We start from the raw sequence: 23,454 nt of genomic DNA, 5'->3' as shown, positions 1-23,454 counted from the left end.
TCCTGATTGCACTCAAATCCGGTTTAAGGTTCCCGGCTGGCTTCTTCTCATTGCCCGGCTCCCTGACGCTACGCACGCGGCGAGGACAGCCAGGACGGCGCAGACCGCGTACATGCTGCTATAAGAGAACCGGTCGGCCACCGGTCCCATAGCCATACCGCCCAGCGACACCCCAAGATCGGCTGTGGCGATGAACAGTCCGATATATACATTCCGCGAAGCTCCCGGCAGCACAAATGTCAAATACGAAGTCAGCGTCGGATACAAGCCCGCCTGGGCAATGCCAATCAGAACCGCTGCCGCATACAAGGGGACGGGCCCCCATGCCTGCGACAAAGATAACAGCCCCGCTCCGGCAGCTCCAAGCAGACAGATGGCGGCCACAAACAACGCGTGCCACTTGCCGTCGGATGGAAGACGCGTGCGCAGCGCGAACCGGGCAACCACGATGACTAGGGCCTGAAGCATCAGATAAACTCCCGCATGGCCGTATGCGATGTGCCGGGCATAGATCGGGATGAACGCGGTCACAGCTCCGAACACGACGGAAACCATCAGCATCAGTGAGCCGCAGACCGCCAGCGGGCGGCAGCTGACGGCCTGTCGAAGCATACCGCTCATCCTCTCCCGCTCGATCGGACCCTCTCCCTGATTCGGCTCCCTTGCCGCCTGCATCGGCACATGGTAGCCGAACAGTCCCGTCCCTACCGCGATAACGACCATGGCGACCGTGAAGCCCTCCATGCCTCGCCAATCCCAGATTCCGACGGCAAGGAGCGGGCCGAGTACGGTCGGCATATACGTAAAGAGCGAGTATAGCGACAAGCCCTGCGAACGCTGCTCCTCCGGCAGCGCGTCGATGATGCCCATCTGCAGCGCCATCGAGAAGAAGGCGGTGCAGATCCCTTGCATGATACGTGCGACAACATACCCCTCCCATCCGGTAAAGGTGTACAGGATAAGAGCTAGGCCGTTGACGATCAACAGGACCCGGATGACCAGGGCAGGTCCATGCTTGTGAACCAGATGCCCGGCCCATGGCCGAAAGAACATGCAGGTGAACATATAAGCGCCCATCAGGAATCCGATGTGGCTGTTGCTTCCCCCTAGCGCCTCGACCCTCACGGGCAAGATGACATGGAGGATGGAATTGGCGCTGAAAAACAATAACGCTAAGCCATATAAGCGAAGAAACGGCGCTGATAAAGCTTTATTCTCGGTCATCCGAACTAACCCTCCAGCTGCTTTCTCCTACACCGACGCATAGGGTTGACGTGTTAGTCCAGATATAGCGAATTCCCTGAATGGTACGCTTCGCGGCCCTGCAGCTCGGCGTTCATTAGCAGGGTAGTATCGGGAACCTCCAGGCTCTCGATCAAGTCGGACCGGTAATTCGCATGATCCGCAGGTCGCATGCTCCAAGGCTGCAGCTGCCTCGCCATCGTACGCAGAGTTTCGATATCGGCAGCCGTGGCAAAGCCTTGCTGCTCCATCCATTCGTCATTAAACAAGGTTTGAATGTAACGTTCCCCTCCGTCGGAGATCATGCAGACAATCTGTTGGTCAGGCGAAAGTTCTTGAGCGATCTTAAGGGCCACAAGCGCGCATGCTCCGCTGGAGGGCCCCATCAGAATCCCTTCGTGGCGGGCCAGCACCCGGGCCGTCAGGAATGCCTGCTCATCCGTCACTTTATAAGCGCGATCCACATGGTCCATATTAAGGTTGACCGGTGTCCAGCCAAGACCAATGCCGGGGATCAGATAAGCATCCTTATGCCCTCCGAAGATGGCTGAGCCTACGGCGTCCACCCCTATGATTTGCGCCTCGGGCGCGAAGGTTTTGAGATATTTGGATATGCCGCCCAATTGCCCGCCGGTACTCACGGCTGTTATGAAGACGGCAAGCCCGGCGGGGCAGGCCTCGATAATTTCACGGGCCGTGCTTTTATAATGCGCGTCGCTGTTCAGGAGATTAAAGCACTGATCCGGACGAAATGCATGCTCCATCTCCCTCGCAAGCTTGTTGGCCAACGAAATTCTCGTTTTATGATAGCTGCCGCTGTCGTCCTGCTCCGTAACGACGATGACCTCCGCGCCAAAGCCTTTTAACAGCGCTAGATTAGCAGGCGTAGTTTTGGGGTCTACCAGGATAAGCACCCGATATCCTTTGGCTGCGCCGATCATGGCAAGCGATATCCCGAAATTTCCGCTCGAGGACTCTATGATCGTGCCCCCGGGCTTCAGCAAGCCCCTGCGCTCCGCTTCCGCAATGATATAAGAGGCAGCCCGGTCCTTGATGCTTCCTCCCGGATTATATCGTTCATATTTGAACAAGACCCGGCCTTCGTCCGCTTTGTTCGTATTGGGCAGCGTGATGAGGGGCGTTTGGCCGATGGTTTCCAAAATAGTGCCGATCATAGGCGCATCCTTCCTTTCATTCCTAAAATCCTTCTTCCATATCGCCCGCGCATTTGAGCAGCAATTGAGTATAAGGCTGATTGCTTTCTTGCAGCAGGTCATCCGCCTGTCGGACTTCGCAAAAGCTTCCCTCGTTCATCACGGCAATTCGGTGGCAAAAGGAACGGAGAACCCGGATATCATGGGAAATCATAATCATCGAAAATCCATATTGCTTGTGCAGACGCTGCAGCAGCGCAAGGATATGGGCTTGCACGTTCATATCCAGAGCGGATACCGCTTCATCGCAGATAAGAATCTCCGGCTTCAGCACCAGCGCTCTAGCGATCGCGATACGCTGACATTGTCCCGTACTCAGCTGAGGGGGCCTCCTGCTTAGGGCATCGCCGGTAATCCCCACTTCATGAAGGTAGAGCCTGGCCATCGCTTCTCTTTCACGTCTAGTGCCGATGTGCAAGTAATGAAGCGGCTCTTGCACCAGCTGCAAAGCCGTGCGCCCCGGATTCAGACTGGCCCTGGCTTCCTGGAAGACGAGTTGGATCCGCTTGCAGATGTCCCGCCTCGCCCTGCCCTTCAGCCCGCTGATTTCGTTTCCGCGAATCAACACGCGTCCTCCGCCGGGCGATTCCAGACCCGCGATACACCGGGCCAACGTAGATTTGCCGCAGCCGCTTTGCCCGAGAATCCCTACGATTTCCTTAGGATTCAAGGCAAGGTGGATATCCTGCAGGATCGGCTTGCTTGGGTGAAACGACTTGTTCAGCCCGATGACCTCAAGCAAAGGTCCGCTCGCACTCAGGGGAGGCATCTTGCGATCGCGTGAAGGCCGGGCGAGCTGGGCGCGGGCAGCGAGCAATCGGCGGGTATAGGCAGTCCGGGGCCTGGATAAAACGCTCCGGGTATCGCCTTCCTCCTCAATGACCCCTCTCCTTAACACCATAACCCGATGGCTTACCGCGCGGGCTACAGCAATATCATGAGTAATCAGAAGAACGGTTAAGCCAAGCTCCCGCTGCATCCTCTCGAGACAATCCAGCACCTCCCTTTGGCTCACCGTATCCAGAGCAGAGGTCGGTTCATCCGCGATAAGGACGGATGGCTTCAGGCTAAGCGCTAGTGCCAGGCAGACACGCTGACACATCCCTCCGCTGAGCTGAAACGGATAACTTGACAGGATGGCCGGCGCATCCGCAAAGCCCAGCAGGCTTAACAGTCTCGCGCTGACAGACAGGACTTCGTCCGCCGAAGCCAAGCGATGATAGAGGAGACTCTCTCGGAAGTGATCTTGAATGCGCAGAACGGGATTGAGCGCCAGCCGCGCATCCTGGAAGAGCATAGCGATCCTCCTTCCTCGCACCTGCTTCCACGGGATGCCGCTATCGGAGAGATCGCCGATCCGGAGGGAGCCCACCTCCAAAGACCCGCCTCCAACAATCGCGGATGGAGGCAGCAAGCCCGTGACGGCCTTGGCCATCGTGGACTTCCCCGACCCGCTTTCGCCCAGAACGGCCAGGACCTCGCCTTTCCTTAATTCGAAGCTAAGATTCTTCAAGATCGGGATAGATTGCTGGTTTTGCTTGTACGATACCTGCAGGCTGCGGACCCGCAGCATCGGCTCTTGTTCCTTATTCGGCACGTCCCGCCCTCCTCCATGTTTGGCAATATCCTTGCAATCCGCTTATGAGCGGCTACAGCTCTGACCTCTCATACGGGTCCAGCCGGTCCCTCATTCCCTCGCCGATCAAGTTACAAGCCAGTACCGTAAGCATGATGAACAAAGCCGGTCCGAGCAGAATATGCGGAGCCTGCATGAAATGGTCGCGTCCATCCGCCAGCATGCTGCCCCATTCGGGCGCCGGAGGCTTCGAGCCTAGCCCCAGGAAGGATAGCGCTGCGATAGACAGCATCAGACTGCCGAGCTCGAAGGTCGCCAGGACCAGGACGGGACCTATCGCCTTGGGCAGCAATTCCTTCCAGATGAGGGTCGCGCTTGATGCCCCCAGCACCCGGGCTGCGGCAAAGGACGTTTCTTGCTTCGCGCGAAGCACTACACTGCGGGTCAAGCGCGCAAAGGAAACCCACCATACCGATACGACAGCGATAAGCAGATGGACAAAGCTTGTGCCGAATAAGGCGGCTATCACCATCGCAAGCACCATAAAGGGAAAGGCAAGCAGCACATCCACCAGACGCATGATCATGACATCGAGGATGGAGCCTTGAAACAGACCGGCTGCCAGGCCTGCGATTAGCCCGATCAAGAGAGTCGCCCCAAGCGCGAGGAAGGATGCCAGCAAGGTCGTTTTTCCTCCATACAAAACCCTCGACAACAGATCACGGCCAAATCGGTCTGTACCCAGCGGATGTTCGAGGCTCGGCTTCTCGAGACGCTCGGAGGCTTGCTGCTTCACGGGGTCATACGGTGTAACCAGGGGCGCGGCCGCTATGAGCGTGACCAATAGACTCAGTAGAGCGATGCCTATTACCAGACTGATCGGATATTTGAAGCTGGGCATGATCTTCAAGCTCTTCCCTCCTCCCTGCGATGGATTCGGGGATCTAGCAGCGCGTATATCACATCGACGACTAGATGAATAAGGATCACCAGCGATACCATGACCACCGCATACCCTTGAATGACCGGGTAGTCTTTAAGCAAAATGCTGTCGAGCGCATATTTGCCAAGACCGGGCCAGGAAAAAATGCTCTCCATCACGACGGCCCCGCCCATGAGTCCCGTAAGGGAAAGAGCAACCATCGCGATGACAGGAAGCAGAGCATTTCTTAAAGCATGCTGCACAACCCGCTTGCGATCCAGCCCGCGCGAAAGGGCGGAAAGGATGTAGAGCTGGCCAAGCTCGGTCAGCATATGGGCTCTTACCATCCTGATCAGCGGCGGAGCGCCTAGGAGGCCTAAGGTGAGAGCGGGCAGCCAAAGCTTGCCCGGGCTCGCTTCGCTGCTTATTTCATACAGGCCAGCCGTAACGGCAAAGAATGACAGCAGCCCTAAGCCGATGACAAATGCCGGCGTGGAAGCCATAACGACGCAGACCAGTCTGATGAAGGAATCGGCAGCTCCCCCAGCCTTCAGAGCAGAGACGGTTCCGAGGAACAGGCCCAGCACCACTTGCAGGAGAAGGGCGGATAAGGAAAGAACGACTGTCGCAGGAAGTCTTTCCGCGATTTCAGCGCTGACCTGTCTCCCGGTATGAATGGAGGTGCCGAGGTCGACATGCAGCAAGCGCTTCAGCCATGTCATATACTGTTCGAGCAAGCTTTGATCGAGCCCCAGCTGGCCCCGGAGCTCACTTACTCTCTCGTCATACGCCTCGGTATGACTTGCGGCCGCTTCGGTTGTACGTCCCAGCAGCAATTCGACAGGGTCGCCTGGAGCCAGCCGAATCAGCGTAAAAATAAGCAGCGAAGCGCAGAACAACGTGAGTAACGCTTCGGACAGCTTGCGGAGCAACACCTTGTACACCATCGGCTCCGCCTACTTCGGGTCCAGGGAAAGCTTCGCATTCACCACATTCTCGAATTGTCTGAAGTGGTCCTCAAAGCCTTGAAGCTTGCGGCTTACCGCCGTCAGCTGCGGACGAGGAAACAGGCTGATGACAGGCGCTTCTAGCGCAACTCTTTCGTTAATCTGCAGAGCCAGCTTATGTCGTTCGGCTTGGTTTGAAGCTTCCGCCAGCTGCGCGAGCAGCTGATTCGTCACTTCATCTCGATAGCCGCCATAGTTAGCGCTGCTCTGGGGTCCATACTGGCCAGCAAGCAAGGTAAGCTCATCCCCGAAGGTGCTCCAGGCTTCGATCGAGGCATCCCAATCCCCGGATTTGCGCGCCGTTTGGATCAAGCTGTAATCGCCATGCTGAACTTCCGCATGAATGCCCAGTCTGCTCCATTGGCCCTGCAGAGCTTCGCCCAATGCCTTGTCGCCGCCCCAAGTCATCAAGCGTATGGTCAGAGGCTTGCCCTCCCTCTGGCGTGTCCCGTCAGCGCCTGGCGTCCAGCCTGCTTCGTCCAGCAGTTGAGCCGCCTTCTCCGGATCATACTTGGGATAGACCGCGCTGCGTGCCTCGGCAAATGCCGGATTGGAGCTTAGCCATGTAGACACCGGCGTGCTCTGCCCTTCTGCGGCAAGCGTCACCAGCTCATCCCGGTCCAGCGCCCAGGAAAGGGCCTGCCTGACCCGGACATCCTTCAGCTGAGGTCTGCTCAGATTCAAATAGATGGTTTGCGTGTTGGCCGCAGGAGTAGCCGAGATGCGCGCCTCCCGATGATCCTTGAACTGAGCCAAGCCGGTCACCGGGATATTTAAGGCTACATGGCTGCGACCGCTCAGGGCAGAAAGCACCCTGGTCTGATCATCGCTGATTTCTTCATACACGATCCTAGGGATAACCGGCTTTGTCCCCCAATAGTTTTCATTTCGTTCCAAGATCATTTTTTGCTTTGGAATAAACTCGGTCACCTTATACATCCCGGATAGATCCATCGTACCCGGCGCATCATACCCCGCCTCTGCCGCATGAATAACGGTCTGGTAGTAGGATAGGTTCAGCGGCACCTGAAGATGGCTGCGGCTCGTCTTGACGTGCAGGATGTAATCGTCCGCCTTCGTGAAGGTTAATTCATCCAGGAAAGGCTTCGCTTGCAGATCGAGGGATCTGGAGCGCTCCAAGGAGGCGATCACGGCATCCGCATCGATGGACTTGCCGCTCCAGAAGCGTGCTTCCGGCCTTAATGCGATCTCCCAGGTAACCGGATCCAGCGCTTTGGCGCTTTTTGCCAGCGCTGGCTCAACCTCCCCTTTCGCATTCACTCGGAACAACGCTTCGGCCGCGCCGATATTTCGTAAGTAGCTTGAGGTAAGCGGCTTGACGGGATCAAGGCTTGCGGCAATCTCTTGACCGGCCACAACCAGCTCCTGCTGCTTCGAGCCGGCTGTCGGGTTATGGCTTGACCCGGCTCCGCTGCCCGGGGTATCCGCGCTGCCGCTGCAACCGTTGACCGTTAAGACAGTAATGGCTAGGAAAATAAATAATAGCTTCTTCATCATGACCTCCACTCCACACTTCTGCGGGTATATGACTTCTTCAACAGCTGACTACTTTCATAAGATAGGCCCGCTTTTTCTATACGGCTTGGGCGATGACCTGCATGCGCGTCCCTAGCATGTCGTGACTGTAAGCCAATGGCTGTGAGCGGTCGATGCTGTTCACATGCGGCGCCGGTTGATCAAAAAGCTTCAGCAGGCGAAAGCCGCTTGACGTAAGATACTGGATAAGCTCCTGCGGAAAAAGCAGCCGGTGTCTTAAATGCTCCATCACGGGTTTGTACCCGGTCACCGTCCAGCAATAATCCCGCTCCAGCATTTGCCCGGCCAGATCGATGCTGAAGCGCGTCCGCAACGTGATCACGGTATCGTTCACCTTTCTCTGCTCCACCATTTCCTCGGTAAGCCAGCGCTGTCCCTCCCTTGTCAGGAAGAAGGCGGCATTCCGCATGTCCAGATAGAGAAGTCCGCCCTCGTGCAGATGCTTGCGGAAGCACTGCAAGCTCGCCAGCACCTCCTCGTTGGTGTAATTGTAGAGGAAGGTGCTCCCTACGCAGTAAAGCGCGTCAAACTGCTGCTGCAGGGAAAAATCGGATTGATTCCCGTGAACGAACGTCATTCCCGGATAATGCTCCCTGGCCCACGCGATCATGTCCTCCGAATAATCGAGACCTACGGCCGCATAGCCGGCTCGATTCAGATAAGCTACCTCGCGTCCGAGCCCGGAGCCGATATCGAGCACCTTCTTCCCGGTCCTATATTCGATGAATAGCGTATGTAGGAACTGCGCCATGCCTTGATCATGCTCGCCATAGAATGCCGAGTAGAGCAAAGGATTGGTGTGCAGGAAATTATCCGTATCCCGTTTAATGATCATCGGTACTCTCCCTTCCCTTACTGCTTGCGTACACGTAGAGCTCGGAAGCGGCGGCGCTGAACTGCGTGAACGGAAAGGGCTCCGCAATCAGAGCTGTCACGCCCTTACCTACGTACTTAGCGGCCACCGCACTTCCGGTTTGAGCATAGACGATCAGTGGGATCTGTCTATTCCGGGCGCGATCGAGGATATGATCAAACGTCCCGTTGCTTAAGGTCATTGCCGTGCAAATGACGCGATCGGCTCGGTCCAGCACCTTGTCCATATCCGCTTCGACCGGTTCTCCCCACTGGGTTTCTTGAAGCTGCAGATCGCAGGGCAAGCAGATTCCCCCGCGCTGCTTAATGGCTTCAACAAGCGGATTAACCACGCCGATCAGAGCTACGCGTTCCGAGGCTTGAATATCAGCGGTATCGGCGATCAAGGCATCGCGCAGCTTAGCTTTCTGAATCGGCGTTCCCGCAGGAAGCTGGACAGCATGGGTGCAATGGTCGGGATGCGGATACACGACGCCCAGATAAGCATCCATGGCTGCCAGGCGTACCGGGAGTCTGGCGTCGCGCAAAGCGGCATCGAGAGAAAGCCCGGATAATTCGGCGGCCGCTTCCTTTTCCAGCTGGTCTGCCGTATGGGAGCAAGCTCCGAAATAGGACTCTACCCGAAGCAGCACATAATAATTATGATATTTCGTTACGGAAGACGGAAACTGCGTCGTTTGATATAGATACGAGGCACCCGTAACCGCCAGACGATCCGGCTTAGGGCCATACTCTCCTGCCAGGATCGCTTCCCGCAGTTCATTCACGGAGAATCGCGTGCTTGCCTGCATTCCCGTCACGCCCCTTCCGCCGCAGGCTCGAAGCTCAAGACGAGCCGGTCAAGCGCGTCTTCCGCGTATGCTCTGGCCTGCAAGCCTTCTTTATCCTGCGCAATCACGTAACCCAGGTAGCAGGCATTATCGATCGGAGCCGCGATGGAGGTACCTGAGCGATTCTCGATCTTGTAACGAGCGATGTGCTCATCCGTCTCAAGCGAGTCAATCCCCCGGATCTGAGCAAGGGTGCCGCCCTGGGAGGGAACGAGAAACATCACAGCTGCACTGGCTATCCCGGTGTCCTGGGCCGTCATAACAGGCTTCCTTCCTAAAGCGAGCTCTACGAATACTTGCAGCAGATCGATACCCGTGACGCATCCAATAAGTTCCACAATATAATTGCCGGCCGTCCGGGGGTTGATCTCGACGATCCGGGGGCCTTCAGCCGTGAGCTTTACTTCCGTATGAGCAACGCCGTGATCAAAGCCGACCGCCTGCAGCGCGCTCCTTACGAATTCCGATACCTCGCGACTAGCTGCTTCGTCCAGCTTGGCGGGGAACATATGTCCGTTTTCGATGAAATAGGGAGTGCCTGTCACCGATTTGTCCGTAATGCCCAGCAAGGTTGTCTCGCCATGATAAGATACACTTTCCACACTAAACTCCTCGCCGTCCATGTACGCCTCCAGGAGACACGTGCAATCTCTTGCTTGATCCCGGAAATTAAGCGGAAAACCTTCGAGCGCCCGATAAGCGTCCTCCAATTCCCCGACGTTTCGGATTAAGGTGACAAATGCGCTGGAAGCGAGATCGACCGGCTTGAGCACCAGCGGGTAGCCAATAACGGCGGCGGCCTCCTCGGCCTCACTCCAGCTATGCGCCAGAAGGTAGCGAGGATTGGCAAGTCCGGCACGGTCTAGGGCCTGGCGCATCAGATGCTTCTGCCGGACAGCTTTCACATTAGTCGGGAAAGGGCATGGAAGACTTAGCGCTTCCGCCACCTCTCTCGCAATATCTATATAGTAATCGCATACCGTAATAACTCCATCGAATCGATAAGGCTGCAGGAAGTCGATCAGTCCCCGAGCATCATTCGTCTCGGTCACAAGGACCGCGTCGGCATATCGCAATACCGGATGCCTCTCCGAACCGGACGCGCTGTCATAATGCTCCGGCTTGCGGGTAACAAAGGTATACGTATGTCCCAGCGACTTCAGAAGCGGCGGCAGCAGATTGCCGCTGGCCCCCACCCAGCTTTCAATCATTAACAGATGTGCCATGATAACCTCCACTTTGATTAATATGTAATTATTACTATTAATACCGACTATACACCACAGGATTATCCAGTGTCAACCAGTTAAAGTAAAAAATAGACCGGCACGCATCGTCCTATGCGCCGGTCTATTCGCCATGCAACAGTTTCCGCGGGACGGCAAGCCTGGCAAGCATCTGGTCCATGCTGCCGCCTAGCTTCGGTATCCTTTACTCGAAAGACGAGGGAAAGCCGTTTGCAGGTATAGGTTTTGTGGTACAATGACAAAGTTGATCCTACGGCTTCAACTCTAATATACACATTGTGAGGTAATCCCCTTATATGTATGCGTCTCGACTGTTAAAAGGCTTTAATTTCCTGTATTTTTCACTGCTCGCGATGTTTATCGCTTTCCTGCCCGTCTACTTGGACGAGCAAGGGCTGCAGCCGTCGCAGATCGGATTTATTATCGGCACCGGCGGCTTTGTTACGCTCGTGGCCCAGCCCTTGTGGGGGATGATAAGCGACCGATTAAGAACGGTCCGACTCATTCTTATTGGGCTTCTGCTGGCCTCCGCTGTGACCGGATATATGCTGTTCAGCGCGGGGAGCTACGTACCGCTGATCGGGTTCGCCCTGCTGCTGTATTTCTTCCTGATGCCGATCGATCCGCTGACGGAAAGCCTGAATTTCACCGTAGCGGAGGCCAGCGGCGTCAGCTACGGCTCGATCCGCACGTTCGGCGCAATGGGCTATGGAGTGTCCGCCTTACTGACCGGTTATGCGATGTCCTACTTCGGCATGAATAGCTTGTCTTGGATGTTTGGCGGCATAGCCATCCTCTGTCTGATCATCGGCTGGATGATGCCGGATGCTCCTTCGACAGGCAGGCCGGTCACCTGGGACAGGCTCAAGCAGTTTCTCGGCAGACGGGAAACCTTGCTGTTTCTGCTGCTGGTCTTTATCTGCTCGGTGCCCGCCAGAATGAACGATACATTCCTCGGCGTCTACATCCGCGAGCTAGGCGGAAGCCCAGAGCTGGTCGGTCTCGCCACCTTTCTGGCGGCGGGCAGCGAGATTCTCGTCTTCGCGCTTAGCTTCTGGTGGATGCGTCCGGGGAAGGAGCTGGTGATCATCACCATCGCGGCGGGCTTCTATTTCCTTCGCTTCTTCCTGACAAGCTGGATCACCGATCCCCATCTGCTGGCTTACCTGCAGCTCCTGCAGATGCTGACCTTCCCGGTCTTCTATTCGACCGCGATCCAATATTTGTACCGGATCGTGCCTGCCGAGTGGAGGGCTACCGGGCAGACCGTCCTGGCTCTGCTTTTCTTCGGAGTTTCGGGCATTCTGGCATCCTATGTGGGCGGCGCCGTGTACGAGGGTTTCGGGGGACGAGCGCTGTTTCTGTTCATCTCCTCCCTATCGCTGATAGGCACCTTTTTCGGCCTCGTATTAAGCAGACGGTATGGAACGCGCGGAGCGCCGGGCGCTCCATAGCGTTTAGCGCACGCCGCCCTGGTACTCGGTCTCGTCTTTCTTCAGCGGCCCCTGCTTCGCTTGCTCCTCTTCCAGAAGGAGGCTGGCGTCGTCCTGGGGCTTGTAGCCGATTAGTTCCTCCAGATCGTCAATGTTGTAATAATTGTCCGTATTGGCCGAAGTGCCGTACAAGCATAGGAACTTGATTCCCTCGTCAGCTTCTATACATCGCTCGCTCAGCTGCAGCAGATCCCGCTCCGAGATCCAAATATGCTTCGCGCGCTCCGAGTGCGGACGGTCGTCTCCTGGAAAATTGCCGATCCGCATATTGATCGAGGAGATGCCGTGCTTGTCCGCATACAGCCGTCCGAGCAGCTCGATGTAGCATTTGCTTAGCCCATAGAAGCTGTCCGGCCGATACGGATCGGTGGGCTCGACCTCTTTTCCGACCTTGTAGTAACCGGTTGCATGATTCGAGCTGGCGAAGATGACTCGCTTGACTCCGTTCGTACGGGCTGCTTCGTACAAATGGTACGCCCCCGTTACATTGATCGGCAGCACCCTCCCGAGGAAATCCTCCTCGTCCTTGGCCCATGCGATATGCAGCACGGTATCGACCCCCTCGGTAAGCTCCAGCATCCTGGAAGCGTCCGTTACGTCAAGCTGCACGACTTCCTTCTGCTCATCGGGCTCCACATCTGCTCCGATGATGTCATACCGTCCTGTCTGACGCAGTCCGTCCAGCAAGCAGCTCCCTATTCGTCCTGAAGCGCCGGTTATCAGCATTCGCTTTCTAGGGCCCATTTCGAATCTCCTCCCGTCTACGGAATCGAGCGCCTGCCGCTAGTCGCTCGCAGCAGGCGCTCGATATCATTTACCCGGATTAGCGGTTGGATTACCAGTCAGCTTAACTTTGATCTGAACGATCTCCGAACGGCTGCTGGTTCGGATCGGAGGTCCCCAGAAGCCGTAACCGGACGTCACGATCGAATGCATAGAGCCCTTCTTCAAGTAACCCCAGTCATTCTCATAGATGGCCCGCGTTATGAACTGGGCCGGCGCGATCTGCCCGCGATGCGTATGGCCGGACACCATCAGATCGACCTGCTGCTGCCGGGCCATATCCAGCTCGTAAGGCTGATGGTCCAGCAGGATTAACGGAAGGCCGCGATCCAAGCCGCTCATCAGCTCGGCCAGCGGGGCACGATCCTTCTCAGTGCGATCCTTGCGGCCGACCAGCGTCAACCCGTTGTCGAGCGTTACCGACTCGTCAACCAATACCCGGATGTCGCTGCGCTCCAGCGCTTGAATGATCTCTTCGATCGGCCCGTCGAATTTATCGTGATTGCCAAGCGAGGCGTAGACGCCCAGGGGCGCCCGGATCTGGCTCAAAATATCGATGAAGCCGTTGTTCCGATACGCATCCAGATTATCGTCGATCAGATCTCCCGGATAGAGTACAAGATCCGGCTTGAGAGCGTTGATCCGCTGAGCCATACGCTCGGCGTGAGAGGGCCCTGACAACATGCCGAAGTGCATGTCCGCAGCCATGACGATGTTCAGCTCCGAGCGGCCCTGGACGCTCTTCGGAATGTCTACCTCATACACTCGAACAATAGGGCTGTAAGCGTTGAAGGTACCGTAACCGAGCAGCGCGAGCAGCAGCGTCAGCGTGGCCGCCCCCGCCCACTTTTGTGCACGGTGGCGCGGCAGCTTCGTCAAGCGCAGCAGCCACAAGCAGATATGAATAACCGGCAGGATGAGCAATAGCAGCGAAAAGACAGCAAGCCAATACGACCCGATCATGCTCAAAAACGAAAGGCTGCCAAATAGCCTCGCCGTAATAAAAGAGGTTGCGAGAAAAAGGAGCGCCAGCACATAGAGCCATTTAAACCGGGCCGAAACGACCGGCTTCATCCAGCTCCAGCCGCTCCAGCCGATATAGAAGACAAGCAGTCCGTATACAAGCAGAAAACCGATTCCGGCTATGACAAACATAATAATGACTATCCTCCGCTACGACCCGTAAATGTTTAGAGCATCCAGCAGGTGCGTTCTAGATTGATGGTGGATGTTCCTTTAGCTCTGTACGGTCCGCGTCTCTAACCGAGCTTCTGGCCGCAATTCGGACAGAAGTTAGCCCCTTCGTTCTTCTCGCCGCAGTTCGGGCAAAATTTCGGCTTCTGCTTCCCTTCAGCAGGCGCTGCCGGTGCGGCTGCCGGCTCCGAAGGGGACTTTTGGCCCGGATTCATCTGCTTCATCATTTCGCCGGCAATATTCATCCCCATCATCATCCCAGCCATATCCGCGGCGGCGCCTCCGCCTTTCACGTTGCCGGATGCCATAGCGTCCGTCATCGAAACCTGCTGATACTTTTGCAGATTGCCGATCATTTCATGGGACGCCGTCTTCGTAATCATCGCTTGAATTTCTTGCGGGTAATTGAAGCTCATCACGTGGAAGCCCGTTATCGTTATGCCGTTATCCATCACTTGCATATCCAGATCCTCGCGAATGCCGCTGGCAATATCATACGCATTCGCCTGCAGATTGAACATATCCTTCCCTTCCCGGCTGATCCACTTCATTAACAATTGATCCAGCACGGAAGTAATCCGGATTTTGACGTCCTCGACCAGATAGCTGTCTTTTATCCCCGCAATCTGGTCGATGAGCGTCACGTAATCGTTCACCTTGAAGTTGAACGTACCGTTGGCGCGAATCGGCATGCCTCCCGGAAGCTGGGGAGTCGGGATCAGAACCGGATTCTGCGTCCCCCACTTCACCGTAAACTCCTTCGTATTGACGAATAAGACCTCCACTCGCATCCCGCTATTGAAGCCGAACTTAAAGCCTTTGAGCGTGGATAAGAAGGGGATGATCTGCGAATCGATGCTGTACTCTCCCTCATCCTCGAAAATCCCTTCGATCTTGCCGTTATGGACAAAAATCGCATCTTGACCCGAGCGGATGATGAGCTTGCTGCCCTTCTTGATCTCCCGGTTGCTCCATTTCCAAAAAATCATATCGTCCCTAAACTCTTCCCATTCCACGACGTTCGCAAACTGGTTTCTGAACAACACCATGCCTTACACGCTCCTTCGATTAAAATGAACCTCTGCTGCCGCTATGCGAATGGCCGCCCCCGGTAGTTCCCCCACCGCCTCCCGAGCCGCCGCCGCCGCTGTTCTTCTCAATTTTCTGTCTCGTAGTGGTGGTGCGCACGTATTGGTCCTGATGCTCAAGGACGCCAGAAGTGCCGGTATCCTCATAAGTATGCCGATGCACCGTAACCCGCCCTCCGGAATGATAGGCCATCGTGCCTACGATGATCCCGCCGAGCACAAGCGAAGCCGCCAGTTGAAACCAAACCTCGAATAAAATATTGTCCGGGTTCACTCCCGGGCGAAAGCCCATATATCTATGCGCAGTCAAAATAAACTCCCGGAAGGCCAGCCCATAGTCGCCGCTGGTCAGCTCCGGACTAATCCGGTTCCGAATTTTATCCAGCCTGCCGTTATCCAGATACTCCTTCGCTTTGTAAAACCCGGCCAAATAAATCTCTCTATTTTTCATATCCAGCATCAAGATGACTGCATTGCCGTGCGGCTTATCATATCCCGGCCCATGCTCATCGTAAAAATCCTGGGTCATTTTCTTAACATCCTGATTCGCGGCGTTCTTGGACGTGACGATTAGGATATCCGTCTCTCGTTCGGCGCCGTATTGATTAGCCAAAGCGTTCAGCTCCGCTGCCTCTTCCCGAGTGAGCAAGCCTGCATCGTCGATGATCAGCTGCTTCAGCTTCGCAGGGGCCGCTTCGCTCGCCGCCAGCTCCATCGGAACGGCCACGATTACAGCGCAGAACAACAACAGGGCCAGGAGCCATCTATATCGCTTCACCAGAATCCTCCCCCCATCATCCATGAGACCAGCTTCAGTGAGAGGAAAGAGATACCGGAAATACCGGCAAACCACGCGGTCACCTTCGCCTTGCTAATCGGAGGCTTGCCAACTACCTTACCGGTCTGGCCGTTCATGGCGAACGTATGCTCCAGCCTATTGTAGTCATAGTGTACCACCCATACCGGAAGCAGCACATAGTCCGCTTGCTGAAGTCGGGTGTCGATATGCTTATCGGTATAGCTTACGGAGGTGTATTCCGACATCGTCGACCGAATATAAGCCTCTACATATTCGCTTATTTTATCCTTCGCCCGCGGGAGCAGCTCCTTTTCGTCATAGCTGTACTTTTCCGCGATAAACCCGGCGAGATAAGGAGTTTTGAAGCTTTTCAGCTGTTCGTAAGGAAATGGCTCTAATTTATCCATCAGTTCGTCGTTCATTTTCTCGGATGCATCGATAGGAACCTTCGCATAATTCAAATTAATTTTCCGGTATACCTTGAAGTGCTGGGTTTCCGTAATCTGATAGTCGCCCTGCGTGTAGACTCTCACCTTCGTGGCTTGAGCTTGAACCTCGATCCGATTGTTTAATCCATACAGCCAGAAGGGAACATACATCCCGGTGATGCTTTTGACTCGATCCGCGGTCATAAACCCGTTTGGCGTCAGCCGGCCATTTTTGCACCATTTCTTGAATGCCCTCATCGCTTCTTGCTTGCCGATCGAAAATGGTATGACCTTGGCCGGAGCCAGCTTCCCGGTCAGCCGATCGCCGAGCACGATGCCTGATCCGCAGAAGCTGCACACCGTTGCGGTCGTCTCCGCTTCCGTGATGAGGACGGCTCCGCAGCTTGTGCAATGATACTCCTTCGCTTCGTCTTCCGAGAACGTATTTCTCGTCAGGGGATCCGGAAGCTGCTCGATATTGTCGTTTCTTCCACAGCTGTGGCAGGATAACATACCGGTAGCGCTGTCGAAGACCATGCTGCTGCCGCAGTTCGGACATTTATAATCGATAACCTGCATCTGCTCACCTCATGGACGAAGAAACTGTCATTCCTTCTTTTTCATTTTCTCTTTAATCGCAGCTAATTCATCGTCGGGATCGTTGTTGCTCGCCTGTTTCTCGAATTGGGCGAACAGCTCATCGATGTCGTCCTTCTTGTTGCCAGCCCGAAGCTCGGCAATGGCCATAGCTTCATGATAGGCTCTATCGACCTTCTCATCCATCGAATCAAATATAGAATTTTGTCCGCCAGCCGTGGATGAGCCGGAAGCATTGACCTTCTGCTGGAAGCTGGCTTCCGCCATTTTCCCTTTCAGCACAACACGCCGGGCCTCAAGCTTGCCGATATCCGCCACCAGCTTATCCTGCAGCTGCTTCATACTTGCGGCGTTGGAAGAAGCCAGGTCGTACGAAGCCTGCAGCTTTTCTTCCTTGTCGGCAAGCGGCCTCTTTCGCTCAAGAAACTTCCTGGCTTCCTCATCCCTGCCTGCCTCAACCGCCTTCTCCGCATACGACTGGAGCTTCCTGATCTCGCCTCTGCACTCGTCCAGCGCCCGCTTCGCCCTTTGTTCATCCGCTAGCACGGAGGCCGTTTCCGCTTTTACCTTGCCTAAGTCGCTGGTCAAGCTGCGCATGAACTCATCGATCGTCTTCTCTGGATCATCCGCCTTATCCAATATCGCCTGGATGTTGCTGGCCATAATAGCTCTAAACCGTGACAAGATTTCCATAAAGGACCTCCCCGAGAAATAGTGCTCGCTCTAATCATACTTCATAATACTTCTAATTTGGACAAAGGATTCATTTTTTAAAAGGTTTTTCACTTGCCTGGTTAGCCCCCTTCCTTTTAGTCCCAAGAATGTTCTATATATATTGTTAATTCCTGTAGAATCTTGTAGAATAACATCGAATAGAGTCGCCTTTCTTTACATATAATTTTCCATCTAAGATGAAAGCAGTTCTTCCTTTACTTGACAACCTAAGGAGATGATTATGATGAAAGTGACAGTCGGAAGGAAACTGGTAATCAGCTATTCCCTTATTCTGCTCTTAATGTCCATCCTCGCCATTCTAAGCTATTCCAGCATGTCCAGCATGCAGAAACAGACGGACGAGATTATAATGGATGCGATCCCTCTGGGGCAGGAAGCTGCAGAGATCCTTACTTCCCTTGTCAATCAAGAAACCGGAGTACGTGGTTATCTGTTGTCTGCTGACGAGAGCTTCCTGGAGCCCTATAAGTTCGGAAGAGAAGAAGTGAAGAACAGCCTGACGATCATTAATACTCACTTGGCCAGCCATCCGATCATGGCGGAATTAATCCAACGAGCAAAACCCCAAATCGAAAACATAGAGCAGTATTTCGAATCCCAAATCGAATTAGTGAAAAAAGGGCAGCGGCAAGAAGCAAACTCCAAACTTGCAGATGGTAAAAAACTGTTCGATGATTTCCGGGCCACCTATGCAGATATCCAGAAGGATATAGACAAGTTAACCAATGATGCGTGGCTTCAATCCAAACAGACAAAAAAACAAGCGGAACAACTCTTACTCCTGATTAGCCTCCTGGCTTTGTTGGGCGTCAGCTTGTCCGGATATTTGTTAAACCAGTCGATTTCCAAGCCGATTCAGAAGGTGACCGAGTCTGTAGAACGGATGGCGGAGGGCGACCTATCTATTGATCATCTGCATATCAAAAACAAGGATGAAATCGGTGTATTAGCCAGCTCCTTTAATAGGATGGCCGACAACCTGCGTTCCCTGGTTTATCAGATCGGCCATAGCACGGAGCAAGTCGCCTCCTCAGCCGAGCAATTAACGGCCAGCTCCGAACAGACGGCTAAGGCTTCCGAATACATCTCCAGCTCTATGCAAAAAGTAGCTGCTGGCGTGGAAAGCCAGACGAGCAGCGTCGAGCAGACGATACATACCGTAGACCGCATGGTAGTAGGCGTTCATAAAGCGGTCCAAATCGCTGAAGCGGTAGCCAGTTCGACCGGGACCGCTTCGGAGAAAACGTCCGAAGGGAATTCAGCTATCGCTACGGCTTCCCGGCAAATGAACTTCATTAATGAAACCATGAGTAAGCTGGTGAGGGCCATCAAACAATTCGAGCATCGTTCCCGCGAGATCGGTCAGATTACCGCTGCGATTACCGAGATTTCTTCACAGACCAACCTGTTGGCTCTGAATGCGGCCATAGAAGCGGCTAAAGCAGGCGAACAAGGTCGAGGCTTCTCGGTTGTCGCCCAGGAGGTCAAGCAATTAGCCGAGCAATCGACACAGTCCGCTCACCAAATTACCGATGTCATCGGCAAGATTCAATTGGAAACGGAAGAAGTCATCCGAACGATGGAGGATGCTGCCAAAGAAGTAGCGGAGGGCATCCAATCGGTAAGCACGGCCGGTATGTCGTTTGAACAGATTCGGAGCTCCGTCGATGAGGTCACGACGCATACCGAACAAATATTTACCGCTGTTCAACTTATATCGGCCGGCGCCGAGCAAGTGGTCAGCTCCATACATTACATGGGGCAGCTGGCGGGGGAGAATGCGGCCGCGTCCCAAAATGTTTCATCCTCTACCGAGGAACAACTGGCCTCGATGGAAGAAATATCAGCCTCTTCGCTGCATCTGACGAAATTAGCAGAGGATTTGCATGGGCTAACTCTAAAATTTAAGCTTTAAAACCCGTGCGGCTGAAGGAAGCATTTCTGCGCACCGCAAAAAAAGATGCCCGACTCGGGCATCTTTTTCTTTACACGCAGGCTCTTAGCCCGTGGTCCGGCTACCCTCGCTTCGCAACGGGTATCCAAATTTCGCTACGGAATGTAGGGGATGTGACCTCTTTGCTCTCATTCCACAATATCTCTGGGCCCGGCTTCTGTTCATAGCTGGTGGATGGAAACCATTCGGAATAAATCCGTCCCCATATATTCTGGAGGGTATCTGGAAATGGCCCGACCGCTTCGAACACGGCCCATAACGATGCCTGAACCTCGAGCTCGTCAAACTGTTCCGGGCACGGCTTCGTTGTAGCCGCCCCGATCCAATGATCCAATTCTCCCTTCTCCTCCATCCGCCCCTCGGAAAAGTTGACCGATGCGCTGATCAAGCCCGTCGGCTCGACATTGGAGAGCATTTTCAACTGATGAATCGACTGCTCGTTCAAACTTTCCCACATTTTCGCAATTTCCGGATTCACCCCGTGGAAGACGATCGGAACTCTTTTTTGAAGACCGACAATCCGAAAAGCTTCTTTTTCCTCCAAACGATACTTCATTTCGCTGCCTCCTTGAATGGTCAACTGAAAGGTCAAGGGAGGGTAGGCCTTCAACGATTGGCCCTGGAGTCTGGACTCCGAGGGCGTAATTCCGTGAAAAAGATGGAATGCCTTGGTAAAAGCATCTGGAGATTGGTATCCATATTTCATGGCAATCTCGATAACTTTACTGGAGCCGCTCTGAAGCTCAACCGCTGCCCGAGTAAGCCGTCTGCGACGAATATAGTCGGACAGCGTTAGGCCGGCGAGGAATGAGAACATTCTGGTGAAATGATACTCCGAGCACAAGGCCCTTCTTGCCGCTTCCTTCAGATCAACCTCGCCGGTCAAATTTTCTTCAATGTATGACAGTGCTTTGTTCATATCTTCAAGTACATTCATTCGCTACCCTCCTTCCCTCATACGTAGAATAGCAGAAACAAGGGAATCAGACCCGACAGTTCCTGCACGATCTTGACGGGTCCATCATTTCCAATCTTCGGGTATAAATTCGACCTTGGAGCCGCACATTAAAGCTTCAGGGGGTGTATAAGATGAAACCGTCTGCTCATCCAATTCTAAACGCGAAAGACTCCGAGTCGGCACAAGGCTACTTGACCTGGTGGCAGCTTTCCTTGCTTGGTGTCGGATGCACCATCGGAACCGGATATTTCCTGGGGACGGGCATAGGGCTAAAGGTTACGGGGCCTTCTATGGTTATTTCTTTTCTGCTGGCCGCATGGGGGACTTATATGGTTTTTCATTTGCTTGCACAGATGACTACAGCGGATCCGCAAGAAGGTTCCTTTTGCTATTATGCCGGCAAAGCATGCGGACGCTGGGCAAGGTTTGGCTGTGGCTGGAATTATTGGACCTCCACCGTTTTAATAATGGGCAGTCAACTGACAGCGCTCGCGATTCTAAGTCAATTCTGGTTCCCCGGCATTCCTTTATGGATGTTTGCTTCTCTGTATTCCATCCTTTCTATCGGGGTCATGCTGCTAGGATCGAAGGGATTCGATAAGGTCGAGCATATTCTGGCTGTGACGAAGACTGCGGCGATCGTCATCTTCATTATCCTGGCAGGCGCCGCTCTAATCGGATGGATACCCGGAGACGGCGGCAGCCATCCCGGAATTCCCGGTTCGATGAAAGACCTCTTCCCGTATGGTCTGCGCGGCTTCTGGTCCTCGTTATTGTACGCGTTTTATGCGTATGGGGGCGTAGAAGTGATCGGCTTGATGGCCATGCAGCTGAAGAATAAAGAAGAGGCGCCCAAAGCCGGACAAGCGATGCTTCTTGCCCTGACGATCATCTATGTCATCTCGATCGGATTGGTCATCCTGATGGTTTCCCATGAGGCTGTTAGCGAGAAAGAGAGTCCATTTGTGACGGCGCTTGCGAGCTACCACTTGTCTTTTTTCCCGCATGTCTTTAATGGAGCCATCATCATCGCCGGCTTCTCCACGATGACCGCTTCCTTATTTGCGGTGACGAATCTGCTAGTGATGCTTGCTCATAACGGCGATGCCCCTCAAGTATTCGAGAAAAAAATCAAATCCTATAAGAACCTGCCTCTTCCTTCTTTGGCCTTAGCGGCATTAGGCTTGGCGGCGTCCGTGATTACGGCTTTATTTCTTCCAGGTACCATCTATGCCTACCTGACAACCGCAGCCGGGATCCTGCAGATGTATAACTGGGGGATCATCCTCTTCTCGGCCAATAAGCTGCTCAAGCTTACGGTAAAAGACAAGCTGTTCTCCCTGCTTAGCCTGCTGCTTGTGGCGGCGGCGGTATCAGGTACTCTTGTAGAGAAAAGTATCCGTTTCGGCTTCATTATAAGCATACTGCTGCTTGCGATTATTGCCTTCGTTACCTGGATCATGACGAGAATCTGGAGAAGGTCCGGGCAGGAGAAAAAGCAGAGCTCGTATTGAGATCTGCTTTCCGCTTTGCGTTAGTCGCGGCTCTCCTGTCGATGAGATCCCGGAACGGGCGCCTATTTCGTAGAGACGTAATACTCGGCAAATACGTCAGCAAAGGCCGAAGCCGTTCGCAGGCTTTCCTGGAGCGTATTATTCACGCCTCCCACCTCCAGCAGCAGGCTGCCGGGAGAGACGGACTGATTATATTCTCCGTTGCCTTGCTGGGCGCTCTTCAAGATAACTCCTCGCGACAGCCCCGGGTATTTTTTATTCAAACGTTCATTCAACGACTCGGCAAATTGCTTATTTTCCTTGTAATTCGGATGACCGGTTCCGATGACGAACAAAATGCGAGCATACTGAAGCCCGCTAATCGTAGCCGTAGTTTTATCGCGCGGCACGTCGGCATCCCGATGAATGTCGAAGAAATAAGTTAAGTCCGGATGACTTTCTTTGATTTGGTTGACGGCCTTCCGCGATTCGGCATACGACTGCCCGAAGCTCAAATTCCGTGCCTTCAAAATCTCGGCAAAATCATCCTCGCCTACGATGGTCGAAATTCCTTTGGCCTGGAGCTGCTGGCCGATATGCTCGCCTACCAGCGTAATATTCACTTTAGGATCGTCGTAAGAAGTACCATGGGTAAGACCTGCGACATTTTTCCAGGACTCCAGATTATGCGTGTGATAAATATAGACGCTGCCCTGGCAGACCGGCTTGACGCTTGCTGAAGCCGGCGGGCTCTCCGTGCGGCTCTTGGTCTCCGTCTTTACGACCCAATTGGCAACAAAAGCTTTTTTCCCGCCGGGAAGCTGGACCTGATACCAATCCCCTTCCGATCCGATCACGGGAAGCTCGTCTCCCGCTTTCGCTTTGGCGATAATGTCTTGATCAAGCCCAGGACCTATGCGCAGATTCGTGTTATCTACGATCTTCACCGTCATTTCCTTGGCCTGGCTCTGCTTGGCGCTGTCGGCTTTTGGCGCCGCATTGGCTAGGATCGTTACCCCGCTTTTGCCGCAGCTCCTCGTGTTTTCCGTCTTAACCACCCAATTGGCGACGTAGGCGGTACCTCCATCAGGAAGCGATACGTTATACCAGTCTCCCTTTGATCCAAGAACAGGATAGGATTCGCCCGGCTTAGCCTTTCCTACGATCTCAAACTCTAGCCCGGCCCCCTTGCGCAAATTCGTAACGTCGACAATTTTGACGAAGGTTTCTTTCGCCAGCTGCTGATCCTTTTGCTCGATTTTTGGGGTTACCTTGTCGGTGGACTGACTGGCAGCATACGCGGCATCAGAGATGCCGAATTGCCAGCAAAGCAACAAGGCCCCACACCAGATTGTATGCCGGAACAAGCTTTTTCTCTCCCTATGTAAGTTATCCATGTCCTACCATTCGACGCAAGTCGGCAAAAGTCCTGCTTGCTTGTCATTTTGAAACGATACAGTTTGT

20 protein-coding genes are annotated in these 23,454 nt (G+C 54.1%); 3 read left to right on the top strand and 17 right to left on the bottom strand.

What is annotated here, in order from left to right:
- Positions 1–12 precede the first annotated feature (12 nt).
- The 9 genes from cntE to GSF01_RS09585 all read right to left on the bottom strand — a co-directional run bounded on the left by cntE (position 13) and on the right by GSF01_RS09585 (position 10,447).
- Positions 13–1,224 carry a staphylopine family metallophore export MFS transporter CntE gene (cntE, locus tag GSF01_RS09625; protein WP_159883284.1) on the bottom strand — a complete coding sequence of 404 codons (1,212 nt, stop codon included), beginning with the start codon at positions 1,222–1,224 and terminating at the stop codon, positions 13–15.
- Between the two features lie 53 nt (positions 1,225–1,277).
- The gene (locus GSF01_RS09620) at positions 1,278–2,417 is read right to left on the bottom strand and encodes a PLP-dependent cysteine synthase family protein (RefSeq protein ID WP_159883282.1); all 1,140 of its coding nucleotides are present in this window, start codon (positions 2,415–2,417) and stop codon (positions 1,278–1,280) included.
- Positions 2,418–2,439: 22 nt separating this feature from the next.
- Positions 2,440–4,053, bottom strand: coding sequence for a nickel ABC transporter ATP-binding protein NikE (nikE, locus tag GSF01_RS09615; protein ID WP_159883280.1), 1,614 nt, complete (start codon positions 4,051–4,053; stop codon positions 2,440–2,442).
- Between the two features lie 52 nt (positions 4,054–4,105).
- A complete protein-coding gene (locus GSF01_RS09610) occupies positions 4,106–4,933 on the bottom strand; it encodes an ABC transporter permease (protein ID WP_159883345.1) in 828 nt (275 codons plus the stop codon).
- A gap of 5 nt (positions 4,934–4,938) precedes the next feature.
- The gene (locus GSF01_RS09605) at positions 4,939–5,901 is read right to left on the bottom strand and encodes an ABC transporter permease (protein WP_159883278.1); all 963 of its coding nucleotides are present in this window, start codon (positions 5,899–5,901) and stop codon (positions 4,939–4,941) included.
- Between the two features lie 9 nt (positions 5,902–5,910).
- Positions 5,911–7,479, bottom strand: coding sequence for an ABC transporter substrate-binding protein (locus tag GSF01_RS09600; protein WP_235941377.1), 1,569 nt, complete (start codon positions 7,477–7,479; stop codon positions 5,911–5,913).
- Between the two features lie 76 nt (positions 7,480–7,555).
- A complete protein-coding gene (locus GSF01_RS09595; RefSeq protein ID WP_159883276.1) occupies positions 7,556–8,353 on the bottom strand; it encodes a class I SAM-dependent methyltransferase in 798 nt (265 codons plus the stop codon).
- Positions 8,343–9,182, bottom strand: a complete 840-nt coding sequence (locus tag GSF01_RS09590; protein WP_159883274.1) for a Rossmann-like domain-containing protein — start codon at positions 9,180–9,182, stop codon at positions 8,343–8,345. Before GSF01_RS09590 ends, GSF01_RS09595 begins: the two co-directional genes overlap by 11 nt.
- A 5-nt stretch (positions 9,183–9,187) precedes the next feature.
- Positions 9,188–10,447 carry an ATP-grasp domain-containing protein gene (locus tag GSF01_RS09585; RefSeq protein ID WP_159883272.1) on the bottom strand — a complete coding sequence of 420 codons (1,260 nt, stop codon included), beginning with the start codon at positions 10,445–10,447 and terminating at the stop codon, positions 9,188–9,190.
- Between the two features lie 317 nt (positions 10,448–10,764).
- Between GSF01_RS09585 and GSF01_RS09580 the strand changes: the two genes are divergently transcribed.
- Complete coding sequence (locus tag GSF01_RS09580) at positions 10,765–11,922, top strand: MFS transporter (RefSeq protein ID WP_159883270.1); 1,158 nt, start codon at positions 10,765–10,767, stop codon at positions 11,920–11,922.
- A gap of 3 nt (positions 11,923–11,925) precedes the next feature.
- On the opposite strand, the gene GSF01_RS09575 is transcribed toward GSF01_RS09580, so the two are convergent.
- The 6 genes from GSF01_RS09575 to GSF01_RS09550 all read right to left on the bottom strand — a co-directional run bounded on the left by GSF01_RS09575 (position 11,926) and on the right by GSF01_RS09550 (position 17,543).
- Complete coding sequence (locus GSF01_RS09575; protein WP_159883268.1) at positions 11,926–12,705, bottom strand: NAD-dependent epimerase/dehydratase family protein; 780 nt, start codon at positions 12,703–12,705, stop codon at positions 11,926–11,928.
- A 66-nt stretch (positions 12,706–12,771) separates the two neighbouring features.
- Positions 12,772–13,899, bottom strand: a complete 1,128-nt coding sequence (locus tag GSF01_RS09570; protein WP_159883266.1) for a metallophosphoesterase — start codon at positions 13,897–13,899, stop codon at positions 12,772–12,774.
- Between the two features lie 104 nt (positions 13,900–14,003).
- Positions 14,004–14,987: an SPFH domain-containing protein gene (locus tag GSF01_RS09565; protein ID WP_159883264.1), complete on the bottom strand. Its 984-nt coding sequence runs from the start codon at positions 14,985–14,987 to the stop codon at positions 14,004–14,006.
- Positions 14,988–15,006: 19 nt separating this feature from the next.
- On the bottom strand, positions 15,007–15,804 hold the full coding sequence (locus tag GSF01_RS09560) for a TPM domain-containing protein (protein ID WP_159883262.1): 798 nt from the start codon (positions 15,802–15,804) through the stop codon (positions 15,007–15,009).
- A complete protein-coding gene (locus tag GSF01_RS09555; RefSeq protein WP_159883260.1) occupies positions 15,801–16,832 on the bottom strand; it encodes a TFIIB-type zinc ribbon-containing protein in 1,032 nt (343 codons plus the stop codon). The genes GSF01_RS09560 and GSF01_RS09555 overlap by 4 nt, the downstream gene beginning before the upstream one ends.
- A 27-nt stretch (positions 16,833–16,859) precedes the next feature.
- The gene (locus GSF01_RS09550) at positions 16,860–17,543 is read right to left on the bottom strand and encodes a PspA/IM30 family protein (protein ID WP_159883258.1); all 684 of its coding nucleotides are present in this window, start codon (positions 17,541–17,543) and stop codon (positions 16,860–16,862) included.
- A 262-nt stretch (positions 17,544–17,805) separates the two neighbouring features.
- On the opposite strand from GSF01_RS09550, the gene GSF01_RS09545 reads away from it, so the two are divergent.
- The gene (locus tag GSF01_RS09545; RefSeq protein ID WP_159883256.1) at positions 17,806–19,500 is read left to right on the top strand and encodes a methyl-accepting chemotaxis protein; all 1,695 of its coding nucleotides are present in this window, start codon (positions 17,806–17,808) and stop codon (positions 19,498–19,500) included.
- Positions 19,501–19,600: 100 nt separating this feature from the next.
- On the opposite strand, the gene GSF01_RS09540 is transcribed toward GSF01_RS09545, so the two are convergent.
- Positions 19,601–20,476, bottom strand: coding sequence for an AraC family transcriptional regulator (locus GSF01_RS09540; RefSeq protein WP_159883254.1), 876 nt, complete (start codon positions 20,474–20,476; stop codon positions 19,601–19,603).
- Positions 20,477–20,628: 152 nt separating this feature from the next.
- Between GSF01_RS09540 and GSF01_RS09535 the strand changes: the two genes are divergently transcribed.
- Positions 20,629–22,011: an amino acid permease gene (locus tag GSF01_RS09535; protein ID WP_159883252.1), complete on the top strand. Its 1,383-nt coding sequence runs from the start codon at positions 20,629–20,631 to the stop codon at positions 22,009–22,011.
- A gap of 62 nt (positions 22,012–22,073) precedes the next feature.
- On the opposite strand, the gene spoIIP is transcribed toward GSF01_RS09535, so the two are convergent.
- The gene (gene spoIIP / locus GSF01_RS09530) at positions 22,074–23,357 is read right to left on the bottom strand and encodes a stage II sporulation protein P (protein ID WP_159883250.1); all 1,284 of its coding nucleotides are present in this window, start codon (positions 23,355–23,357) and stop codon (positions 22,074–22,076) included.
- Between the last annotated feature and the right edge of the window lie 97 nt (positions 23,358–23,454).

The organism is Paenibacillus puerhi (assembly GCF_009846885.1).
Lineage (GTDB): Bacteria > Bacillota > Bacilli > Paenibacillales > NBRC-103111 > Paenibacillus_G > Paenibacillus_G puerhi.
Note: the sequence above shows the minus strand (reverse complement) of the source record. Positions and strands in the feature narration are given on the sequence as shown.

What these genes read in the sequence shown, in the direction of transcription:
- cntE (WP_159883284.1), bottom strand. Translation starts at nt 1,224, where the DNA reads ATGACCGAGAATAAAGCTTTATCAGCGCCGTTTCTTCGCTTATATGGC.
- GSF01_RS09620 (WP_159883282.1), bottom strand. Translation starts at nt 2,417, where the DNA reads ATGATCGGCACTATTTTGGAAACCATCGGCCAAACGCCCCTCATCACG.
- GSF01_RS09610 (WP_159883345.1), bottom strand. Translation starts at nt 4,933, where the DNA reads ATGCCCAGCTTCAAATATCCGATCAGTCTGGTAATAGGCATCGCTCTA.
- GSF01_RS09605 (WP_159883278.1), bottom strand. Translation starts at nt 5,901, where the DNA reads ATGGTGTACAAGGTGTTGCTCCGCAAGCTGTCCGAAGCGTTACTCACG.
- GSF01_RS09600 (WP_235941377.1), bottom strand. Translation starts at nt 7,479, where the DNA reads ATGATGAAGAAGCTATTATTTATTTTCCTAGCCATTACTGTCTTAACG.
- GSF01_RS09595 (WP_159883276.1), bottom strand. Translation starts at nt 8,353, where the DNA reads ATGATCATTAAACGGGATACGGATAATTTCCTGCACACCAATCCTTTG.
- GSF01_RS09590 (WP_159883274.1), bottom strand. Translation starts at nt 9,182, where the DNA reads ATGCAGGCAAGCACGCGATTCTCCGTGAATGAACTGCGGGAAGCGATC.
- GSF01_RS09585 (WP_159883272.1), bottom strand. Translation starts at nt 10,447, where the DNA reads ATGGCACATCTGTTAATGATTGAAAGCTGGGTGGGGGCCAGCGGCAAT.
- GSF01_RS09580 (WP_159883270.1), top strand. Translation starts at nt 10,765, where the DNA reads ATGTATGCGTCTCGACTGTTAAAAGGCTTTAATTTCCTGTATTTTTCA.
- GSF01_RS09575 (WP_159883268.1), bottom strand. Translation starts at nt 12,705, where the DNA reads ATGGGCCCTAGAAAGCGAATGCTGATAACCGGCGCTTCAGGACGAATA.
- GSF01_RS09570 (WP_159883266.1), bottom strand. Translation starts at nt 13,899, where the DNA reads ATGTTTGTCATAGCCGGAATCGGTTTTCTGCTTGTATACGGACTGCTT.
- GSF01_RS09565 (WP_159883264.1), bottom strand. Translation starts at nt 14,987, where the DNA reads ATGGTGTTGTTCAGAAACCAGTTTGCGAACGTCGTGGAATGGGAAGAG.
- GSF01_RS09555 (WP_159883260.1), bottom strand. Translation starts at nt 16,832, where the DNA reads ATGCAGGTTATCGATTATAAATGTCCGAACTGCGGCAGCAGCATGGTC.
- GSF01_RS09550 (WP_159883258.1), bottom strand. Translation starts at nt 17,543, where the DNA reads ATGGAAATCTTGTCACGGTTTAGAGCTATTATGGCCAGCAACATCCAG.
- GSF01_RS09545 (WP_159883256.1), top strand. Translation starts at nt 17,806, where the DNA reads ATGATGAAAGTGACAGTCGGAAGGAAACTGGTAATCAGCTATTCCCTT.
- GSF01_RS09540 (WP_159883254.1), bottom strand. Translation starts at nt 20,476, where the DNA reads ATGAATGTACTTGAAGATATGAACAAAGCACTGTCATACATTGAAGAA.
- GSF01_RS09535 (WP_159883252.1), top strand. Translation starts at nt 20,629, where the DNA reads ATGAAACCGTCTGCTCATCCAATTCTAAACGCGAAAGACTCCGAGTCG.